Here is an 18,494-nt window from a genome sequence, read left to right as displayed (position 1 = left end):
TTTACTGTCGGGGCAGAATACCACGAAGCCGGGGCTGCCCTTTGGTCGTGAGTGCGGGTGCGCACCCAAAGGCGTTCCCCTCCCCTGGATAACGACAAAAGAAAATATGAACCATTTCTCATTTTTGACGCCAAGCGGTTGTATCCATCTTGGAGGTATGGGATTTTGACCCCGTCGCCATGTATCGGCGCTCACGGATGAACTCTCAGGCTCACGGAAGATTCCAGGGATTGGCCCGGCCGCGCGACACAAAGCCCCGTCACATGGACAGTGACGGGGCTTTACTTTGTGCGTTGTGTGTAATTGACCCGTGGCCGAGGTCCGTTGCCATGCAGGATAAATCTGCGTCATTCCCGCGCAAGCGGGAATCCATCAGCCGGTAACAGAGGGAAGGACCCTGGACTCCCGCTTTCGCGGGAGTGACGAAAGAGCGCGGAAGTGAAGAAAAGGGCGTGTTCGGTATTCCGCACCGTTTTCACGGGCAGGCCCGCTCCCACGGCCACGATTCACAGGCCCGGTCGGATCAAAGGCTCAGCACATCAAAAGCGATGATCTGGCGCTGTTCCCTGGAGAACTCCACCCCGATGAGGTGGATGGGCTTGCCCTGCCCCCGGTACTTGTCGGCGTAGCCCTTGTCCTGGAGCTGCCGCAACGCCCTGCCCTCCGGCACCTGCTCCACCACCTTGAACTCGAACAGATAGATGTGGCCATTGAAATCCACCGTCATGTCCACCCGGCCGGTGTTGCCGGCATCTTCCACGGTGATGGCCAGCCCCAGGGCGGCCAGGTGGCTGTAGAACACGCTGGCGTAATGGCCTTCATACTGGGCAATGGGGTTGTTGCGGTACCAGTCGTGGGGCAGGCCGGCAAACAGGGCCTTGAAGTGGGTTTCCAGAGCCGGCAGGTCATGATTGCGCAGGGCCATGAGCGCCTGCATCTGGGACTCCTGCGCCCGTGAGGCCTCCAGACCCAGGGCCGGCAGTAGGGATTCGTTCAGGCTGGCCTCCACTTCCCGGTTGGGGTAACCCAGGGTATAGAGCCAGTAACCGGTGATGGGTTCTTCCACTTTGTGCACGGTGAGATAGCCGGTCTGGAACAACAGGGCCTCGGTGGCAATCTCGTCTACGTCGAAGCGGCCCAACAGACTGGCCTTGGTCTGCAGACGGTCCAGACGGGGGGTGAAAACGCCTCGCTCAGACAAGAGCTTGACCAGAAATGAGGGCGTGGCACTTTCAAACCAGTAGGGCCGGAACTCCCGTTTCTGGAACAGCAGCAACACATCAAACGGGTTATAGACCGCCGGCGTTGTCTCATCGCCCCAGCGATAGCCGTTGTACCACTGCCGGATCTGGTCCCGGTCCAGGCCCGGTAACTCGGGGGCAAAGACGGTATCGATGTCCTCGTCGGTGTAGCCGCAGATGGCGCCGTAATCCCGGGAGAGGGTGATGTCACGGAGGTTGTTCAGTCCGGAGAACAGACTGACCTTGCTGAACTTGGACACACCGGTGAGCAGGCAGAATTTCAGATGGGGGTCGGCGTCCTTGAGGACGGAATACAGGTTTTTCAGCCCCTCTCTCAGTTCACGAGCCACATCGGCATCGGTGATGTTGTCCAGGATGGGCTTGTCGTATTCGTCGATCAGGACCACCACTCGCTGCCCGTGCTGCTGATGGGTCCCAGTGATTAATTCCCGGAACCGCCCCTGAATACTTTCATTGCTCAGGGTAATACCCAGCCTTTCCGAGTGTTCACGCAACAGCTCTTCAATGTGCTGGTCCAATGCCTGACGACTGCCCATGACCCCATCGGCAAAACTCAGTCGAATGACCGGATGACGGGTCTGCCAATCCCAGCGGTCGTGGATGTACAGGCCACGGAACAGGGGCTCGTTGGCCTCGAACAGTTCCTTGAGGGTGTCCAGCAGCAGGCTCTTGCCGAAGCGGCGGGGGCGGGAGAGGAAGTAATAGCTGCCTTCATCGATCAGCTGATGAAGGTAAGGGGTTTTATCCACATAGTAGAACCCGCCGGTGCGGATTTTGCCGAACGCCTGTACGCCGATGGGGAGATTGAGCTGGGTAGCCATGGAAGGAACTCGGCTCCTGGAGGTTCACTGTCGGGGCAGAATACCACGAAGCCTGAGCTACCCTTTGGTCGTGAGCGCGGGTGCGCACCCAAAGGCGTTCCCCTCCCCTGGATAACGACAAAAGAAAATATGAACCATTTCGCACTTTTGACGCCAATCAGTTGTATCCATCCTGGAGGTATGGGATTTTGACCCCGTCGCCATGTATCGGCGCTCACGGATGAACTCTCAGGCTCACGGAAGATTCCAGGGATTGGCCCGGTCGCGCGACACAAAGCCCCGTCACATGGACAGTGACGGGGCTTTACTTTATGCGTTGTGTGTAGCGGATTGACCCGTGGCTGAGGGCCATTGCCACGCTGAATAAATCCGCGCCGGATAAATCTGCGTCATTCCCGCGCAAGCGGGAATCCATCGGCCGGGAATGGACTGAAGGATCCTGGACTCCCGCTTTCGCGGGAGTGACGAAAGAGCGCGGAAGTGAAGAAAAGGGCGTGTTCGGTATTCCGCACCGTTTTCACGGGCAGGCCCGCTCCCACGGCCACGATTCACGGGCCCGGTCGGATCAAAGGCTCAGCACATCAAAAGCGATGATCTGCCGCTGTTCCCTGGAAAACTCCACCCCGATAAGATGAATGGGCTTGCCCTGCCCCCGGTACTTGTCAGCGTAGCCCTTGTCCTGGAGCTGCCGCAGCGCCTTGCCCTCCGGCACCTGCTCCACCACCTTGAACTCGAACAGATAGATGTGGCCATTGAAATCCACGGTCATGTCCACCCGGCCGGTGTTGCCGGCGTCTTCCACGGTGATGGCCAGTCCCAGGGCGGCCAGGTGGCTGTAGAACACGCTGGCATAATGGCCTTCATACTGGGCGATGGGGTTGTTGCGGTACCAGTCGTGGGGCAGTCCGGCAAACAGGGCCTTGAAGTGGGTTTCCAGGGCCGGCAGGTCATGATTGCGCAGGGCCATGAGCGCCTGCATCTGGGACTCCTGCGCCCGTGAGGCCTCCAGACCCAGGGCCGGCAGCAGGGATTCGTTCAGGCTGGCCTCCACTTCCCGGTTGGGGTAACCCAGGGTATAGAGCCAGTAACCGGTGATGGGTTCTTCCACCTTGTGCACGGTGAGGTAGCCGGTCTGGAACAAGAGCGCCTCGGTGGCAATCTCGTCCACGTCGAAGCGGCCCAACAGGCTGGCCTTGGTCTGCAGACGGTCCAGACGGGGGGTGAAAACGCCTCGCTCCGACAAGAGCTTGACCAAAAATGAGGGCGTGGCACTTTCAAACCAGTAGGGCCGGAACTCCCGCTCCTGGAACAGCAACAGTACGTCAAAGGGGTTGTAGACCGAGGGCAACCGCTCATCCCCCCAGCGATAACCGTTGTACCAATGGCGGATCTGATCCCGATCCAGGCCCGGTAGTTCCGGCGCAAAGACGGCATCGATGTCCTCGTCGGTGTAGCCGCAGATGGCGCCGTAATCCCGGGAGAGGGTGATGTCACGGAGGTTGTTCAGTCCGGAGAACAAACTGACCTTGCTGAACTTGGAGACCCCGGTGAGCAGGCAGAATTTCAGATGGGGATCGGCGTCCTTGAGGACGGAATACAGGTTTTTCAGCCCTTCCCGCAGTTCGCGGGCCACGACGGCATCGGTGATGTTGTCCAGGATGGGCTTGTCGTATTCGTCGATCAGGACCACCACCCGCTGCCCGTGCTGCTGATGGGCCCCAGTGATTAATTCCCGGAACCGCCCCTGAATACTTTCATTGCTCAGGGTAATACCCAGCCTTTCCGAGTGTTCACGCAACAGCTCTTCAATGTGCTGGTCCAATGCCTGACGACTGCCCATGACCCCATCGGCAAAACTCAGTCGAATGACCGGATGACGGGTCTGCCAATCCCAGCGGTCGTGGATATACAGGCCGCGGAACAGAGGCTCGTTGGCCTCGAACAGTTCCTTGAGGGTGTCCAGCAGCAGGCTCTTGCCGAAGCGGCGGGGGCGGGAGAGGAAGTAATAGCTGCCTTCATCGATCAGCTGATGAAGGTAAGGGGTTTTATCCACATAGTAGAACCCGCCGGTGCGGATTTTGCCGAACGCCTGTACGCCGATGGGGAGATTGAGCTGGGTAGTCATGGAAGGAACTCGGCTCCTGGAGGTTCACTGTCGGGGCAGAATACCACGAAGCCGGGGCTGGCCTTGCGGGAGCGGCCTTTGGTTGCGAGCGCAAGGGCGTTCCCTCCCCTGGATAACGACAAAAGAAAATATGAACCATTTCGCACTTTTGACGCCAAGCAGTTGTATCCATCCTGGAGGTATGGGATTTTGACCCCGTCGCCATGTATCGGCGCTCACGGATGAACTCTCAGGCTCACGGAAGATTCCAGGGATTGGCCCGGCCGCGCGACACAAAGCCCCGTCACATGGATAGTGACGGGGCTTTACTTTGTGCGTTGTGTGTAGCGGATTGACCCGTGGACAAGGGCCATTGCCACGCTGGATAAATCCGCGCCGGATAAATCTGCGTCATTCCCGCGCAAGCGGGAATCCATCGGCCGGTAACGGACTCAAGATCTTGGGCTCCCGCTTTCGCGGGAGTGACGAAAAAGCGCGGAAGTGAAGAAAAGGGCGTGTCCGGTATTCCGCACCGTTTTCACGGGCAGGCCCGCTCCCACGCCCACGACTCACAAGCCCGGTCGAATCATAGGCCCAGCACGTCAAAGGCGATGATCTGTCGCTGTTCCCTGGAGAACTCCACGCCGATGAGGTGGATGGGCTTGCCCTGCCCCCGGTACTTGTCGGCGTAACCCTTGTCCTGAAGCTGCCGCAACGCCCTGCCCTCCGGCACCTGCTCCACCACCTTGAACTCGAACAGGTAGATGTGCCCATTGAAATCCACCGTCATGTCCACCCGGCCGGTGTTGCCGGCGTCTTCCACGGTGATGGCCAGCCCCAGGGCGGCCAGGTGGCTGTAGAATACGCTGGCGTAATGGCCTTCATACTGGGCAATGGGGTTGTTGCGGTACCAGTCGTGGGGCAGACCGGCAAACAAGGCCTTGAAGTGGGTTTCCAGGGCCGGCAGGTCATGGGCCTGCAGGGCGCGAAACAGACTGATGCGCTGCTGGGCCGCCCTGGGCATGCCCAAGGCCGGGAGCAAGGCCTGGTTGAGACTGGCCTCCACTTCCCGGTTGGGATAGCCCAGGGTGTAAAGCCAGTAACCGGTCATGGGCTGCTCGACCTTGTTCACGGTGAGATACCCGGTCTGGAACAACAGGGCCTCGGTGGCAATCTCGTCCACGTCGAAGCGGCCCAGAAGTGCGGCCTCCGTTTCCAGGGTGTCCAGCCGCGGGGTGTAAAGACCGCGTTCGGCGAGGAGCTTGACCAGGAACGTAGGCGTGGCACTCTCAAACCAGTAGGGCCGGAATTCCCGCTCCTGGAACAGCAACAGTACGTCAAAGGGGTTGTAGACTGAGGGCAACCGCTCATCCCCCCAGCGATAACCATTGTACCAATGGCGGATCTGATCCCGATCCAGGCCCGGTAGTTCCGGCGCAAAGACGGTATCGATGTCCTCATCGGTGTAGCCGCAGATGGCGCCGTAATCCCGGGAGAGGGTGATGTCACGGAGGTTGTTCAGTCCGGAGAACAGACTGACCTTGCTGAACTTGGAGACACCGGTGAGCAGGCAGAATTTCAGATGGGGGTCGGCGTCCTTGAGGACGGAATACAGGTTTTTCAGCCCTTCCCGCAGTTCGCGGGCCGCGTCGGCATCGGTGATGTTGTCCAGGATGGGCTTGTCGTATTCGTCGATCAGGACCACCACCCGCTGGCCGTGCTGATGGTGGGCCCCAGTGATTAATTCCCGGAACCGCCCCTGAATACTTTCATTGCTCAGGGTAATACCCAGCCTTTCCGAGTGTTCACGCAACAGCTCTTCAATGTGCTGGTCCAATGCCTGACGACTGCCCATGACCCCATCGGCAAAACTCAGTCGAATGACCGGATGACGGGTCTGCCAATCCCAGCGGTCGTGGATATACAGGCCGCGGAACAGGGGCTCGTTGGCCTCAAACAGCTCCTTGAGGGTGTCCAGCAGCAGGCTCTTGCCGAAGCGACGGGGCCGGGAGAGGAAGTAATAGCTGCCTTCATCGATCAGCTGATGAAGGTAGGGGGTTTTATCCACATAGTAGAATCCACCGGTGCGGATTTTGCCGAACGCCTGTACGCCGATGGGGAGATTGAGCTGGGTCGCCATGGAATGAAACTCGGCTCCTGGAGATTTACTGTCAGGGCAGAATACCACGAAGCCGGAGCTGCCCTTTGGTCGTGAGTGCGGGTGCGCACCCAAAGGCGTTCCCCTCCCCTGGATAACGACAAAAGAAAATATGAACCATTTCTCATTTTTGACGCCAAGCGGTTGTATCCATCTTGGAGGTATGGGATTTTGATCCCGTCGCCATGTATCGGCGCTCACGGATGAACTCTCAGGCTCACGGAAGATTCCAGGGATTGGCCCGGCCGCGCGACACAAAGCCCCGTCACATGGACAGTGACGGGGCTTTACTTTGTGCGTTGTGTGTAATTGACCCGTGGCCGAGGTCCGTTGCCATGCAGGATAAATCTGCGTCATTCCCGCGCAAGCGGGAATCCATCGGCCGGGAATGGACTGAAGGATCCTGGACTCCCGCATTCGCGGGAGTGACGAAAGAGCGAGAGAGTAACGAAAAGGGCATGTTTGGTATCCAGATCAAAGGCTCAACACATCAAAAGCGATGATCTGCCGCTGTTCCCTGGAGAACTCCACGCCGATGAGGTGGATGGGCTTGCCCTGCCCCCGGTACTTGTCGGCATAACCCTTGTCCTGAAGCTGCCGCAGCGCCCTGCCCTCCGGCACCTGCTCCACCACCTTGAACTCGAACAGGTAGATGTGGCCATTGAAATCCACGGTCATGTCCACCCGGCCGGTGTTGCCGGCATCTTCCACGGTGATGGCCAGCCCCAGGGCGGCCAGGTGGCTGTAGAACACGCTGGCGTAATGGCCTTCATACTGGGCAATGGGGTTGTTGCGATACCAGTCGTGGGGCAGGCCGGCAAACAGGGCCTTGAAGTGGGTTTCCAGGGCCGGCAGGTCGTGGGCCTGCAGGGCACGAAACAGACTGATGCGCTGCTGGGCCGCCCTGGGCATGCCCAGGGCCGGGAGCAAGGCCTGGTTGAGACTGGCCTCCACTTCCCGGTTGGGATAGCCCAGGGTGTAGAGCCAGTAACCGGTCATGGGCTGCTCCACCTTGTGCACGGTGAGATAGCCGGTCTGGAACAACAGGGCCTCGGTGGCAATCTCGTCCACGTCGAAGCGGCCCAGAAGTGCGGCCTCCGTTTCCAGGGTATCCAGCCGCGGGGTGTAAAGACCGCGTTCGGCGAGGAGCTTCACCAGGAAGGTGGGCGTGGCACTTTCGAACCAGTAGGGCCGGAATTCCCGTTTCTGGAACAGCAGCAACACATCGAACGGGTTATAGACCGCCGGCGTTGTCTCATCTCCCCAACGATAGCCGTTGTACCACTGTCGGATCTGCTCCCGGTCCAGGCCCGGTAGTTCCGGCGCAAAGACGGTATCGATGTCCTCGTCGGTATAGCCGCAGATGGGCGCAAAGGGCTTGTCCAGGGTGATGTCGTTGAGGTTGTTCAGTCCGGAGAACAAACTGACCTTGCTGAACTTGGACACACCGGTGAGCAGGCAGAATTTCAGATGGGGATCGGCGTCCTTGAGGACGGAATACAGGTTTTTCAGCCCCTCCCGCAGTTCGCGGGCCGCGTCGGCATCGGTGATGTTGTCCAGGATGGGCTTGTCGTATTCGTCGATCAGGACCACCACCCGCTGGCCGTGCTGATGGTGGGCCATGCGGATCAGATCGGAAAATTCGCCCGCGATGTCCTGGGCGCCGCTGTGTTCGATGCCCAGGCGTTCCCGGTTGGATTGCAGCAGGTGCCGGATGCGGGTGTCCAGTGCCGACCGATTGACCATCACCCCATCGGCAAAACTGATCCGGACGACCGGATGGCGGATCTGCCAATCCCAGCGGTCGTGGATATACAGGCCGCGGAACAGGGGCTCGTTGGCCTCAAACAGTTCCTTGAGGGTGTCCAGCAGCAGGCTTTTGCCGAAGCGGCGGGGTCGGGAGAGGAAATAATAGCTGCCTTCATCGATCAGTTGATGAAGGTAGGCGGTTTTATCCACATAGTAGAACCCGCCGGTGCGGATTTTGCCGAACGCCTGTACGCCAATAGGTAGATTGAGCTGGGTAGCCATGGAAGGAACTCGGCTCCTGGAGGTTCACTGTCGGGGCAGAATACCACGAAGCCTGGGCTGGCCTTGCGGGAGCGGCCTTTGGTTGCGAGCGCAAAGATATTCCCTCCCCCTGGGCGACAAAAGAAAATATGAACCATTTCTCATTTTTGACGCCAAGCGGTTGTATCCATCTTGGAGGTATGGGATTTTGATCCCGTCGCCATGTATCGGCGCTCACGGATGAACTCTCAGGCTCACGGAAGATTCCAGGGATGGCCCGGCCGCGCGACACAAAGCCCCGTCACATGGACAGTGACGGGGCTTTACTTTGTGCGTTGTGTGTAGCGGATTGACCCGTGGCCGAGGGCCATTGCCACGCTGAATAAATCCGCGCCGGATAAATCTGCGTCATTCCCGCGCAAGCGGGAATCCATCGGCCGGGAATGGACTGAAGGATCCTGGACTCCCGCTTTCGCGGGAGTGACGAAAGAGCGCGGAAGTGAAGAAAAGGGCGTGTTCGGTATTCCGCACCGTTTTCACAACCGTTTTCACGGGCAGGCCCGCTCCCACGGCCACGATTCACAGGCCCGGTCGGATCAAAGGCTCAGCACGTCAAAGGCGATGATCTGCCGCTGTTCCCTGGAGAACTCCACCCCGATAAGGTGGATGGGCTTGCCCTGCCCCCGGTACTTGTCGGCGTAGCCCTTGTCCTGGAGCTGCCGCAACGCCCTGCCCTCCGGCACCTGCTCCACCACCTTGAACTCGAACAGGTAGATGTGGCCATTGAAATCCACCGTCATGTCCACCCGGCCGGTGTTGCCGGCATCTTCCACGGTGATGGCCAGCCCCAGGGCGGCCAGGTGACTGTAGAATACGCTGGCGTAATGGCCTTCATACTGGGCAATGGGGTTGTTGCGGTACCAGTCGTGGGGCAGACCGGCAAACAAGGCCTTGAAGTGGGTTTCCAGGGCCGGCAGGTCATGATTGCGCAGGGCCATGAACGCCTGCATCTGGGACTCCTGCGCCCGTGAGGCCTCCAAACCCAGGGCCGGCAGCAGGGATTCGTTCAGGCTGGCCTCCACTTCCCGGTTGGGGTAACCCAGGGTATAGAGCCAGTAACCGGTGATGGGTTCCTCCACTTTGTGCACGGTGAGATAGCCGGTCTGGAACAACAGGGCCTCGGTGGCAATCTCGTCCACGTCGAAGCGGCCCAACAGACTGGCCTTGGTCTGCAGACGGTCCAGACGGGGGGTGAAGACACCTCTCTCGGAAAGCAGCTTGACCAGGAATGTAGGCGTGGCACTCTCAAACCAGTAGGGCCGGAACTCCCGCTCCTGGAACAGCAACAGTACGTCAAAGGGGTTGTAGACCGAGGGCAACCGCTCATCCCCCCAGCGATAACCGTTGTACCAATGGCGGATCTGATCCCGATCCAGGCCCGGTAGTTCCGGCGCAAAGACGGCATCGATGTCCTCGTCGGTGTAGCCGCAGATGGCGCCGTAATCCCGGGAGAGGGTGATGTCACGCAGGTTGTTCAGTCCGGAGAACAAACTGACCTTGCTGAACTTGGAGACACCGGTAAGCAGGCAGAATTTCAGGTGGGGATCGGCGTCTTTGAGGACGGAATACAGGTTTTTCAGCCCCTCCCGCAGTTCACGAGCCACATCGGCATCGGTGATGTTGTCCAGGATGGGCTTGTCGTATTCGTCGATCAGGACCACCACTCGCTGCCCGTGCTGCTGATGGGTCATGCGGATCAGATCGGAAAATTCGCCAGCGATGTCCTGGGCGCCGCTGTGTTCGATGCCCAGGCGTTCCCGGTTGGATTGCAGCAGGTGCCGGATGCGGGTATCCAGTGCCGACCGATTGACCATCACCCCATCGGCAAAACTGATCCGGATGACCGGATGGCGGGTCTGCCAGTCCCAGCGGTCATGGATGTACAGGCCCCGGAACAGGGGCTCGTTGGCCTCAAACAGTTCCTTGAGGGTGTCCAGCAGCAGGCTCTTGCCGAAGCGGCGGGGGCGGGAGAGGAAGTAATAGCTGCCTTCATCGATCAGCTGATGAAGGTAAGGGGTTTTATCCACATAGTAGAACCCGCCGGTGCGGATTTTGCCGAACGCCTGTACGCCGATGGGGAGATTGAGCTGGGTAGCCATGGAAGGAACTCGGCTCCTGGAGGTTCACTGTCGGGGCAGAATACCACGAAGCCGGGGCTGGCCTTTGGTCGTGAGCGCGGGTGCGCACCCAAAGGCGTTCCCCCCCCTGGATAACGACAAAAGAAAATATGAACCATTTCTCATTTTTGACGCCAAGCGGTTGTATCCATCTTGGAGGTATGGGATTTTGATCCCGTCGCCATGTATCGGCGCTCACGGATGAACTCTCAGGCTCACGGAAGATTCCAGGGATGGCCCGGCCGCGCGACACAAAGCCCCGTCACATGGACAGTGACGGGGCTTTACTTTGTGCGTTGTGTGTAGCGGATTGACCCGTGGCCGAGGGCCATTGCCACGCTGAATAAATCCGCGCCGGATAAATCTGCGTCATTCCCGCGCAAGCGGGAATCCATCGGCCGGGAATGGACTGAAGGATCCTGGACTCCCGCTTTCGCGGGAGTGACGAAAGAGCGCGGAAGTGAAGAAAAGGGCGTGTTCGGTATTCCGCACCGTTTTCACAACCGTTTTCACGGGCAGGCCCGCTCCCACGGCCACGATTCACAGGCCCGGTCGGATCAAAGGCTCAGCACGTCAAAGGCGATGATCTGCCGCTGTTCCCTGGAGAACTCCACCCCGATAAGGTGGATGGGCTTGCCCTGCCCCCGGTACTTGTCGGCGTAGCCCTTGTCCTGGAGCTGCCGCAACGCCCTGCCCTCCGGCACCTGCTCCACCACCTTGAACTCGAACAGATAGATGTGGCCATTGAAATCCACCGTCATGTCCACCCGGCCGGTGTTGCCGGCATCTTCCACGGTGATGGCCAGCCCCAGGGCGGCCAGGTGGCTGTAGAACACGCTGGCGTAATGGCCTTCATACTGGGCAATGGGGTTGTTGCGATACCAGTCGTGGGGCAGACCGGCAAACAAGGCCTTGAAGTGGGTTTCCAGGGCCGGCAGGTCATGATTGCGCAGGGCCATGAGCGCCTGCATCTGGGACTCCTGCGCCCGTGAGGCCTCCAGACCCAGGGCCGGCAGCAGGGATTCGTTCAGGCTGGCCTCCACTTCCCGGTTGGGGTAACCCAGGGTATAGAGCCAGTAACCGGTGATGGGTTCCTCCACCTTGTGCACGGTGAGGTAGCCGGTCTGGAACAAGAGCGCCTCGGTGGCAATCTCGTCTACGTCGAAGCGGCCCAACAGACTGGCCTTGGTCTGCAGACGGTCCAGACGGGGGGTGAAAACGCCTCGCTCAGACAAGAGCTTGACCAGAAATGAGGGCGTGGCACTTTCAAACCAGTAGGGCCGGAACTCCCGTTTCTGGAACAGCAGCAACACATCAAACGGGTTATAGACCGCCGGCGTTGTCTCATCTCCCCAGCGATAGCCGTTGTACCACTGCCGGATCTGGTCCCGGTCCAGGCCCGGTAACTCGGGGGCAAAGACGGTATCGATGTCCTCGTCGGTGTAGCCGCAGATGGGGGCAAAGGGCTTGTCCAGGGTGATGTCGTTGAGGTTGTTCAGCCCCGAGAACAGGCTGACCTTGCTGAACTTGGACACACCGGTGAGCAGGCAGAATTTCAGATGGGGATCGGCATCCTTGAGGACGGAATACAGGTTTTTCAGCCCTTCCCGCAGTTCGCGGGCCACATCGGCATCGGTGATGTTGTCCAGGATGGGCTTGTCGTATTCGTCGATCAGGACCACCACCCGCTGCCCGTGCTGCTGATGGGCCATGCGGATCAGATCGGAAAACTCACCCGCAATGTCCGGCGCACCGCTGTGGTCGATATTCAGGCGCTTTCGGTTGAGTGTCAGCAGGTGCCGGATACGGGCATCCAGGGTGTCCCGGCTCTGCATGACCCCATCGGCAAAACTGATCCGGACGACCGGATGACGGGTCTGCCAATCCCAGCGGTCATGGATATACAGGCCGCGGAACAGGGGCTCGTTGGCCTCAAACAGTTCCTTGAGGGTGTCCAGCAGCAGGCTCTTGCCGAAGCGGCGGGGCCGGGAGAGGAAGTAATACTTCCCTTCCTTGATCAGCCGATGCAGCCAGGGGGTCTTGTCCACGTAGTAGTAACCCTCTTTGATGATCTCGGCGAGGGATTGCACTCCGATGGGGAGATTGAGCTGGGTAGCCATGGAAGGAACTCGGCTCCTGGAGGTTCATTGTCGGGGCAGAATACCATGAAGCTGCTGCCTGTCTTTTTGGAGTTGTTTTGTTTCGATTTTTGTTTAGCTTCAATTTTTATTTGGACACCCACTTTATTGAAACCCTTTAAGGAATGCGCTATGATGCTTTCATGGCTCAACCTCGTCACGAACAAGTCTCGCTTTCTGAAACGCCCTCGTACCACGTGGTCAGCCGATGCGTAAGGCGTGCTTTTTTGTGTGGCCGCGATCAGTTCACCGGCATGAACTACGAGCATCGGCGGGGTTGGATCGAGGAACGCATGTTGGCTCTGTCCAACATCTTCGCCATCGACATTGCCGCCTACGCGGTCATGTCCAATCACTATCACATTGTGCTGCGTGTCGATGCCGGACGTGGCATGGACTGGGGAACGGATGAGGTATTGAAACGCTGGACACAGTTGTTCAATGGCCCCTCCTCCGTGCAGCGCTACCTTTCAGAAGGTCCGGAACGGCTTTCAGCGGCAGAGGCCACCCAAGTGGAGTATCCGTCCGGTAGCCCCCGTATAGCCAGCCGTCAGTCGGGGCTGGCATGCTCCCCGCAACTCTGGGCCAGCGGTGCCCAGTGATAGGGCAGCAGTTCGTGGAGGCGATTGGCGGGATGATCCTGGATGCGCTCAAGCACATCGATCAGATAGTGACGGGGGTTCACCCCGTTCTGCTTGCAGGTCTCCAGGAGGGTGAGCAGGATGGCCAGGGCGTGACCGCCATTCTCCGAGCCGGTGAAGTTCCAGTTCTTGCGACTCACGCATACGCCGCGCAGGGCACGTTCGCCGCGGTTGTTGTCGGGCTCCAGGCGGCCATCCTCGGTGAAGCGCAGCAGGGCCTGCCAGTGGTTGAGGGTGTAGCGGATCGCCCCGGCGAACTCCCCCCGGGGAGGCAGGCTGGGCAGGATGCGGTCCAGCAGCCGACGCAGGCGCTTAAGGATCGGCACCGTGCGCCGCTGGCGTTCCTGCCGGATCAGCTCGGGATCATTGATCCCTTGCCTTCGCAGGCGCGATTCCACCTGGTAGATCGCGGTGATCAGCTTCATGATGAGATGCACGCGGCCGCGCTGCTTGTGTTTGCGGGCGATCTTTTCGAACGGGCGCCGGGCATGGGACCAGCAGGCACACCAGACCAGCGCCGCCTGGATCCGTTCGGCATTGAGGTAGCCCGCATAGGCATCGGCTTGCAGATATCCCTGGTAGTCACGCAGGTGTGCCAGTGGACCTTCCTGGGATCGGTTGGTGGTGTAGTCGTAGAACACCGGGATGATGCCGTCTTCCCGCCCGCGGCCCAGGTAGAGCCACAGGCGGCAGGTTCGGGTTTGTCGTCGACCCTTCTCCAGTTGCGGCACCGTGGTGTCGTCACTGTGCAACACCGGACTGGCCAGGGCATCCTGGCGGATGAGGTCGGCCAGCGGGGCCAGGACCGAGGCGGACAGCAGCACGTAATCGCACAGCCGCTGGCGGGGAACGTCATAACCATCCCGGGCCAGCTGCTGACTGATGCGGTTGAGCGGCAGGTGATCCGCGAACTTGCTGATCACGGTATGGGCCAGCAGGCTGGCACCCACCTGAGCGCCGGGGATCGGCGGCGAGGGGCGTGGTGGGGAGACGATGGTGCGCTCCCCCTGATCACCCCGGATTGCATACTTGGGCACTTCATGGCGCTTGACGTACAGATGCCCGGGGGCGTACTCGAGGGTCTCGGTCACATCGACGCCGATCTCTTCCAGCGGGCCACCGTTCTGTGCCTCCAGCTGGGCCCGGGTTTCATCGTCGTAGTCGTAGCGCATCGTCTCCCGGGGCAGTTCCGGTGGCAGGGCACGGCGGCCCCGGGGCGGTTGGGTCTTGCGCCGTTTCGTGGGCGCCTGGGCGGCGGCCTCTTCTTCGTCCTGCTCGGGGATGGGTGCCTCCAGCGGATGGAATAGATCCTCCTGGAGGTAACGGCCGCGTTCAGAGCTTTGCCCGAAGCGTTTGCGCTGTGCTTCAAGGACCTGGTCCTTGAGGCGCTGCAGTTGTTCGCTCAGTTCATTGACCGTGGACTGCAGCTGAACGAGCTGCTGGGACTGCTGCGCGATGACCTCATCGCGCTCTGCCACGGCGGCGCGAAGTTGAGACTCGCGCAGGTTGGGAGGGGGCGTCGGCAGGCCTTGTGCAGCGGTGTTCGACATGCCCGCATTTTACCATTCATGGCGCGCTAAGTGGCTGACTTATAGATAATAATTATCTATTAACCGGTGGCGGTGGCAAGGCATCGTGGGGGCATTTCCAGGCGCCGCCAGTCGATGCCCTCGAACAAAGCCTGCAACTGGCTGCGGGAGAGCCGAACCTCCTCTGCATCACCCTCGGCGTGATGGGGCCACTTGAAGCGCCCCTTCTCCAGGCGCTTGTAGATCATCACGAAGCCCTGACCATCCCAGTACAGGGCCTTGAGCTTGTCTCCGGCCCGGTTGCGGAAGACGAACAGCTCGCCGCTGAGTGGATCCCGCTCCAGCACCTCAACAATCTCGATACACAAGCCATCGAAGGCCTTGCGGAAATCCACCGGCGCCACTGCCAGATGGATGGCCATCCCCGTGGGCCAGCCGATCATGCCTCCAGCACCTGCATGGCCCGTTTCAAGGTCTGCGCGCAGAACCCCGGATACAGTTCCAACCGTCGGCCATTGCCCAATGCCACGACCACCGGTCCAACCCCGGGCTGCAGCGACAGGGCCACGGGATCGGGCTTGTCCTCCACCGTGCGGACCGCCAAAAACCGCTGCGGCACGGCTGTCGGCTTCGAAGGCGCGCGCCCTGGCTCAGCCTCGCCCAGCACCCACTCCGGGTACCGCGCCGCCCATTGCGATAACTGGCGGGGCGTGACCCCATGCTGACGGGCGAAGGCCGCCTTGCTCTGGCCTGAGGCCGCCCACTGCTGGACCAGATCCTTCCAGAAAGCGCGCTTGCGCTGTTGGATACCTCTGCTCATCCGCCACATCCCCTTATTGCTTGAGATCGTACCGGTGACGATGGAGGATCAGTGGGGACTATGGAATACGGGGGCTACCGGACGGATACCAAGTGGAAGAGCACGCGGAACTGTATCGCGCCAGGCTGCACGACCTCTCCTGGTTCATGCGGGTTCTTAATGAGTCCATCGCCCGTCAAGCCAATCAGGAAGATGGCGTGAAAGGGCGTTTCTGGGAAGGGCGTTTTAAAAGTCAGGCCCTACTGGATGAACAGGCGTTACTGGCCGCCATGGCTTATGTGGATCTAAACCCTGTCCGTGCCGGAATCGCACAGGATCTACAGGGATGCGAGTTCACCGGCATAGCTCGCCGCATCCGAAATGTCGCCAGAACTCAAGCGCAACGAAGAAAGCCGGCCGACAGCAGCAGGGTCACCTGCCATGTCTCACGCTCACGGTCCAGTACCAGCGCAGACCATGCCTCCGAAACGGGGAAACTGCGCTCGGAGCAGCATCTCAAATCACTGCAACCAGCCCCCTTGATACCGTTCGATCCGGCGACACGCTTTGAAATCGCCATTCCTTTTGCCTTCGAGGATTACCTGGAGTTGGTTGACACCCTGGGGCGCTGTATACACCCCATGAAACGCGGCCTCATCCCGGAAAGGACACCTCGCCTTCTGTTACGCCTGGGCATGGAAACTGAGGCTTTCGTCGCTCAGTCGGCCAGCATGCTCAAGTCCTTCGGCCCCGTCATCGGCGCCCCTGATTCACTTTGCGAGTTGGCCGCCAGAAAAAGAAAACAGAGAGTGCGAGGTATCCGAGTTTCCAGGGCCATCTTCAACCGAAAAGCCGCCTGATCATCATCAAACCAGCCACTGGCCGGCTCCTTCCCCCCCAAAAAATCAGCGCATGTTCCACGTGACACTTCACACACGGAAAATCAGTTGGAACTCCATCCATCTGTTTTCAATGAAATTTTCCATCTACCTTAGAAAATAATTTAAAAAACCAATGTAAGAGTTTATTTTTCAAAAATAAAACTTCAAAATAGATTAGAAATAATAAGTAATTATCTGTTTATAAATAACTTTTTAGGGAACAGTGGTCACACCTTAAACCGTCCCACGCGATCTTGCAGATCGGCGGCAAGGCGCGCCAACTCCTCGCTGGCGGCAGTGATCTGGTCGGCACCCGCCGCCGTCTGTTCAACACCTTCATTGATGTTGATCACGTTGCGGTTGACCTCTTCGGCCACCGCGGACTGCTCCTCGGCAGCACTGGCAATTTGGGCATTCATGTCATTGATGGTCCCGATGGAACGATTGATCACCAGCAGGGATTCTCCCGTACGCGCCGCCTGCTCCACACCCGCATGAGCCTTGGTGCGTCCTTCGCCCATGGACTTGACCGCCTTCGCGGCACCAGACTGCAGGCGCTCGATCATCTCCTGCACTTCATTGGTAGAAGATTGGGTGCGGGACGCCAGCGTACGCACCTCGTCGGCCACCACCGCAAATCCCCTACCCTGTTCTCCAGCCCGGGCTGCCTCGATGGCTGCGTTCAGGGCCAGCAGGTTGGTTTGCTCGGCGATGCCGCGGATCACATCCAGCACCTTGCCGATCTCGTCGCTGTCCGCCGACACGGTACCGATGACCTCGGCGGATTCCTCCACCTGCCGAGCCAGGGCCCGGATGGTGTCGATAGTCCGCTCAACCTCCCGGGTCCCTTCCCTGGACTGATCATCGGTGCTGCGCGTGGTGCTCGCCGCCTCGGTGGCATTGCGCGCCACTTCCTGGACCGTGGCCGCCATCTCATTCATGGCGGTGGCCACCTGCTCCACCTCCGATTGCTGGCGCCGTACCTGCTGACGCATTTCTCCACTGGTGGCGGAGAGTTCCTCCGCGGCAGCCGCCAATTGCGCAGAAGCCCCCACCACCTGCTTCACCAGACCGTGGACACGATCCGCAAAGCCGTTGAAGGCCCGGGACAGATCTGCCACCTCATCCCGCCCCTGCACCGGCAGGCGCCGCGTAAGATCTCCGTCACCCTCGGCGATGGATTGCAGATGTGCCGTGGTGGTTCTCAAGGGGGTGACGATGACCCGGGTGAGCAGCCAACCCAACAGCACGGCCAGACCCACCGCCGTCAAGACGGTGATGCTCATGGTGGTGGCGGAAGCCATGGCGGTGCGCTCTGCTTGCGCCTTCACGACCTCCCGTTGCTCACTGAGCCCGGCACCCAGTTCATCCAGCAACCCCCGGAGAGTGTTAAGGTGACCCAAGGTCTGCCCTTGGTAGATCTCCAGTCCCTGACCCCGATTGCCATTTTCCATGGCACGCAGGATACGAATGGCTGTCTGATGCAATTCCCGGTGCGGCTGCTCAATGGCATCAAAAGTACGCCGGAAATCCGCGGGCGCCAGTTGATAGGCATCGCTGCCACGAAAACCGTAGTACCACTGTCCGAAGTCACACCGGGTATAGTCCAATTGACCCCGGAACTCGGTTCCGAGCACAAAGACATTGGCCAGATTGTTCACCCAGACCAAGTGATCCACCTCTTTTTGCACCTGAAAGATGGCCTGCTCGTAGATCTCCGCCACACGCTCCTGCGCATCACCCATCCGACTCAGGCCATTCCAGCCAATCAGGGCAATCACCAGCAGTATCACGAGGACAATGCTGAAAGAGGCGGCCAGCTTGCGGCCAATGGTCAGGGAGGACAACATGGCTCTGGGATTCTGTGGCGTACGCCAAGCGTACTTCATTGTTTTCTTATCGGCATTACCAAGTGGTTCTTGACCACTCGGCCACGAGCCTAACTCAGGCACGAGGCGTCAGCCAGCGGTCAAG

At 59.7% G+C, this 18,494-nt stretch carries 11 protein-coding genes and 1 pseudogene; 2 read left to right on the top strand and 10 right to left on the bottom strand.

What is annotated here, in order from left to right; genetic code table 11:
- Positions 1-523 precede the first annotated feature (523 nt).
- The 6 genes from ACLF6L_RS07185 to ACLF6L_RS07160 all read right to left on the bottom strand — a co-directional run bounded on the left by ACLF6L_RS07185 (position 524) and on the right by ACLF6L_RS07160 (position 12,652).
- Positions 524-2,083, bottom strand: a complete 1,560-nt coding sequence (locus ACLF6L_RS07185; RefSeq protein WP_412852663.1) for an ATP-binding protein — start codon at positions 2,081-2,083, stop codon at positions 524-526.
- Between the two features lie 565 nt (positions 2,084-2,648).
- Positions 2,649-4,208, bottom strand: coding sequence for an ATP-binding protein (locus ACLF6L_RS07180; protein WP_412852662.1), 1,560 nt, complete (start codon positions 4,206-4,208; stop codon positions 2,649-2,651).
- A gap of 565 nt (positions 4,209-4,773) precedes the next feature.
- On the bottom strand, positions 4,774-6,327 hold the full coding sequence (locus ACLF6L_RS07175; RefSeq protein WP_412852661.1) for an ATP-binding protein: 1,554 nt from the start codon (positions 6,325-6,327) through the stop codon (positions 4,774-4,776).
- Positions 6,328-6,819: 492 nt separating this feature from the next.
- The gene (locus ACLF6L_RS07170) at positions 6,820-8,376 is read right to left on the bottom strand and encodes an ATP-binding protein (RefSeq protein WP_412852660.1); all 1,557 of its coding nucleotides are present in this window, start codon (positions 8,374-8,376) and stop codon (positions 6,820-6,822) included.
- 575 nt (positions 8,377-8,951) lie between these two features.
- Positions 8,952-10,514: an ATP-binding protein gene (locus ACLF6L_RS07165; RefSeq protein WP_412852659.1), complete on the bottom strand. Its 1,563-nt coding sequence runs from the start codon at positions 10,512-10,514 to the stop codon at positions 8,952-8,954.
- A gap of 575 nt (positions 10,515-11,089) precedes the next feature.
- Entirely contained in the window at positions 11,090-12,652 is a 1,563-nt protein-coding gene (locus ACLF6L_RS07160; RefSeq protein ID WP_412852658.1) for an ATP-binding protein, read from the bottom strand.
- 161 nt (positions 12,653-12,813) lie between these two features.
- Between ACLF6L_RS07160 and ACLF6L_RS07155 the strand changes: the two are divergent.
- Positions 12,814-13,188: pseudogene (locus tag ACLF6L_RS07155) on the top strand (hypothetical protein); the annotation flags it as partial.
- 32 nt (positions 13,189-13,220) lie between these two features.
- On the opposite strand, the gene tnpC reads toward ACLF6L_RS07155, so the two are convergent.
- From tnpC to tnpA, 3 genes are read right to left on the bottom strand one after another with little or no spacing between them, the layout of a single operon-like run.
- On the bottom strand, positions 13,221-14,861 hold the full coding sequence (tnpC, locus tag ACLF6L_RS07150) for an IS66 family transposase (RefSeq protein WP_412851407.1): 1,641 nt from the start codon (positions 14,859-14,861) through the stop codon (positions 13,221-13,223).
- A gap of 59 nt (positions 14,862-14,920) precedes the next feature.
- A complete protein-coding gene (gene tnpB / locus ACLF6L_RS07145; RefSeq protein ID WP_090209625.1) occupies positions 14,921-15,283 on the bottom strand; it encodes an IS66 family insertion sequence element accessory protein TnpB in 363 nt (120 codons plus the stop codon).
- Positions 15,280-15,660, bottom strand: coding sequence for an IS66 family insertion sequence element accessory protein TnpA (gene tnpA / locus ACLF6L_RS07140; RefSeq protein WP_412851408.1), 381 nt, complete (start codon positions 15,658-15,660; stop codon positions 15,280-15,282). Before tnpA ends, tnpB begins: the two co-directional genes overlap by 4 nt.
- Before the next feature lie 92 nt (positions 15,661-15,752).
- Here tnpA and ACLF6L_RS07135 point away from each other — a divergent pair, with 92 nt between their 5' ends.
- On the top strand, positions 15,753-16,499 hold the full coding sequence (locus tag ACLF6L_RS07135) for a transposase (protein ID WP_412852657.1): 747 nt from the start codon (positions 15,753-15,755) through the stop codon (positions 16,497-16,499).
- Between the two features lie 248 nt (positions 16,500-16,747).
- On the opposite strand, the gene ACLF6L_RS07130 is transcribed toward ACLF6L_RS07135, so the two are convergent.
- The gene (locus tag ACLF6L_RS07130; RefSeq protein ID WP_412852656.1) at positions 16,748-18,370 is read right to left on the bottom strand and encodes a methyl-accepting chemotaxis protein; all 1,623 of its coding nucleotides are present in this window, start codon (positions 18,368-18,370) and stop codon (positions 16,748-16,750) included.
- Positions 18,371-18,494: the final 124 nt, after the last annotated feature.

The sequence above is a fragment of the Ectothiorhodospira shaposhnikovii genome, from assembly GCF_047222355.1.
GTDB lineage: Bacteria > Pseudomonadota > Gammaproteobacteria > Ectothiorhodospirales > Ectothiorhodospiraceae > Ectothiorhodospira.
The sequence above is the reverse complement of the archived record's forward strand: the minus strand, read 5'-3'. Positions and strand labels throughout refer to the sequence as shown.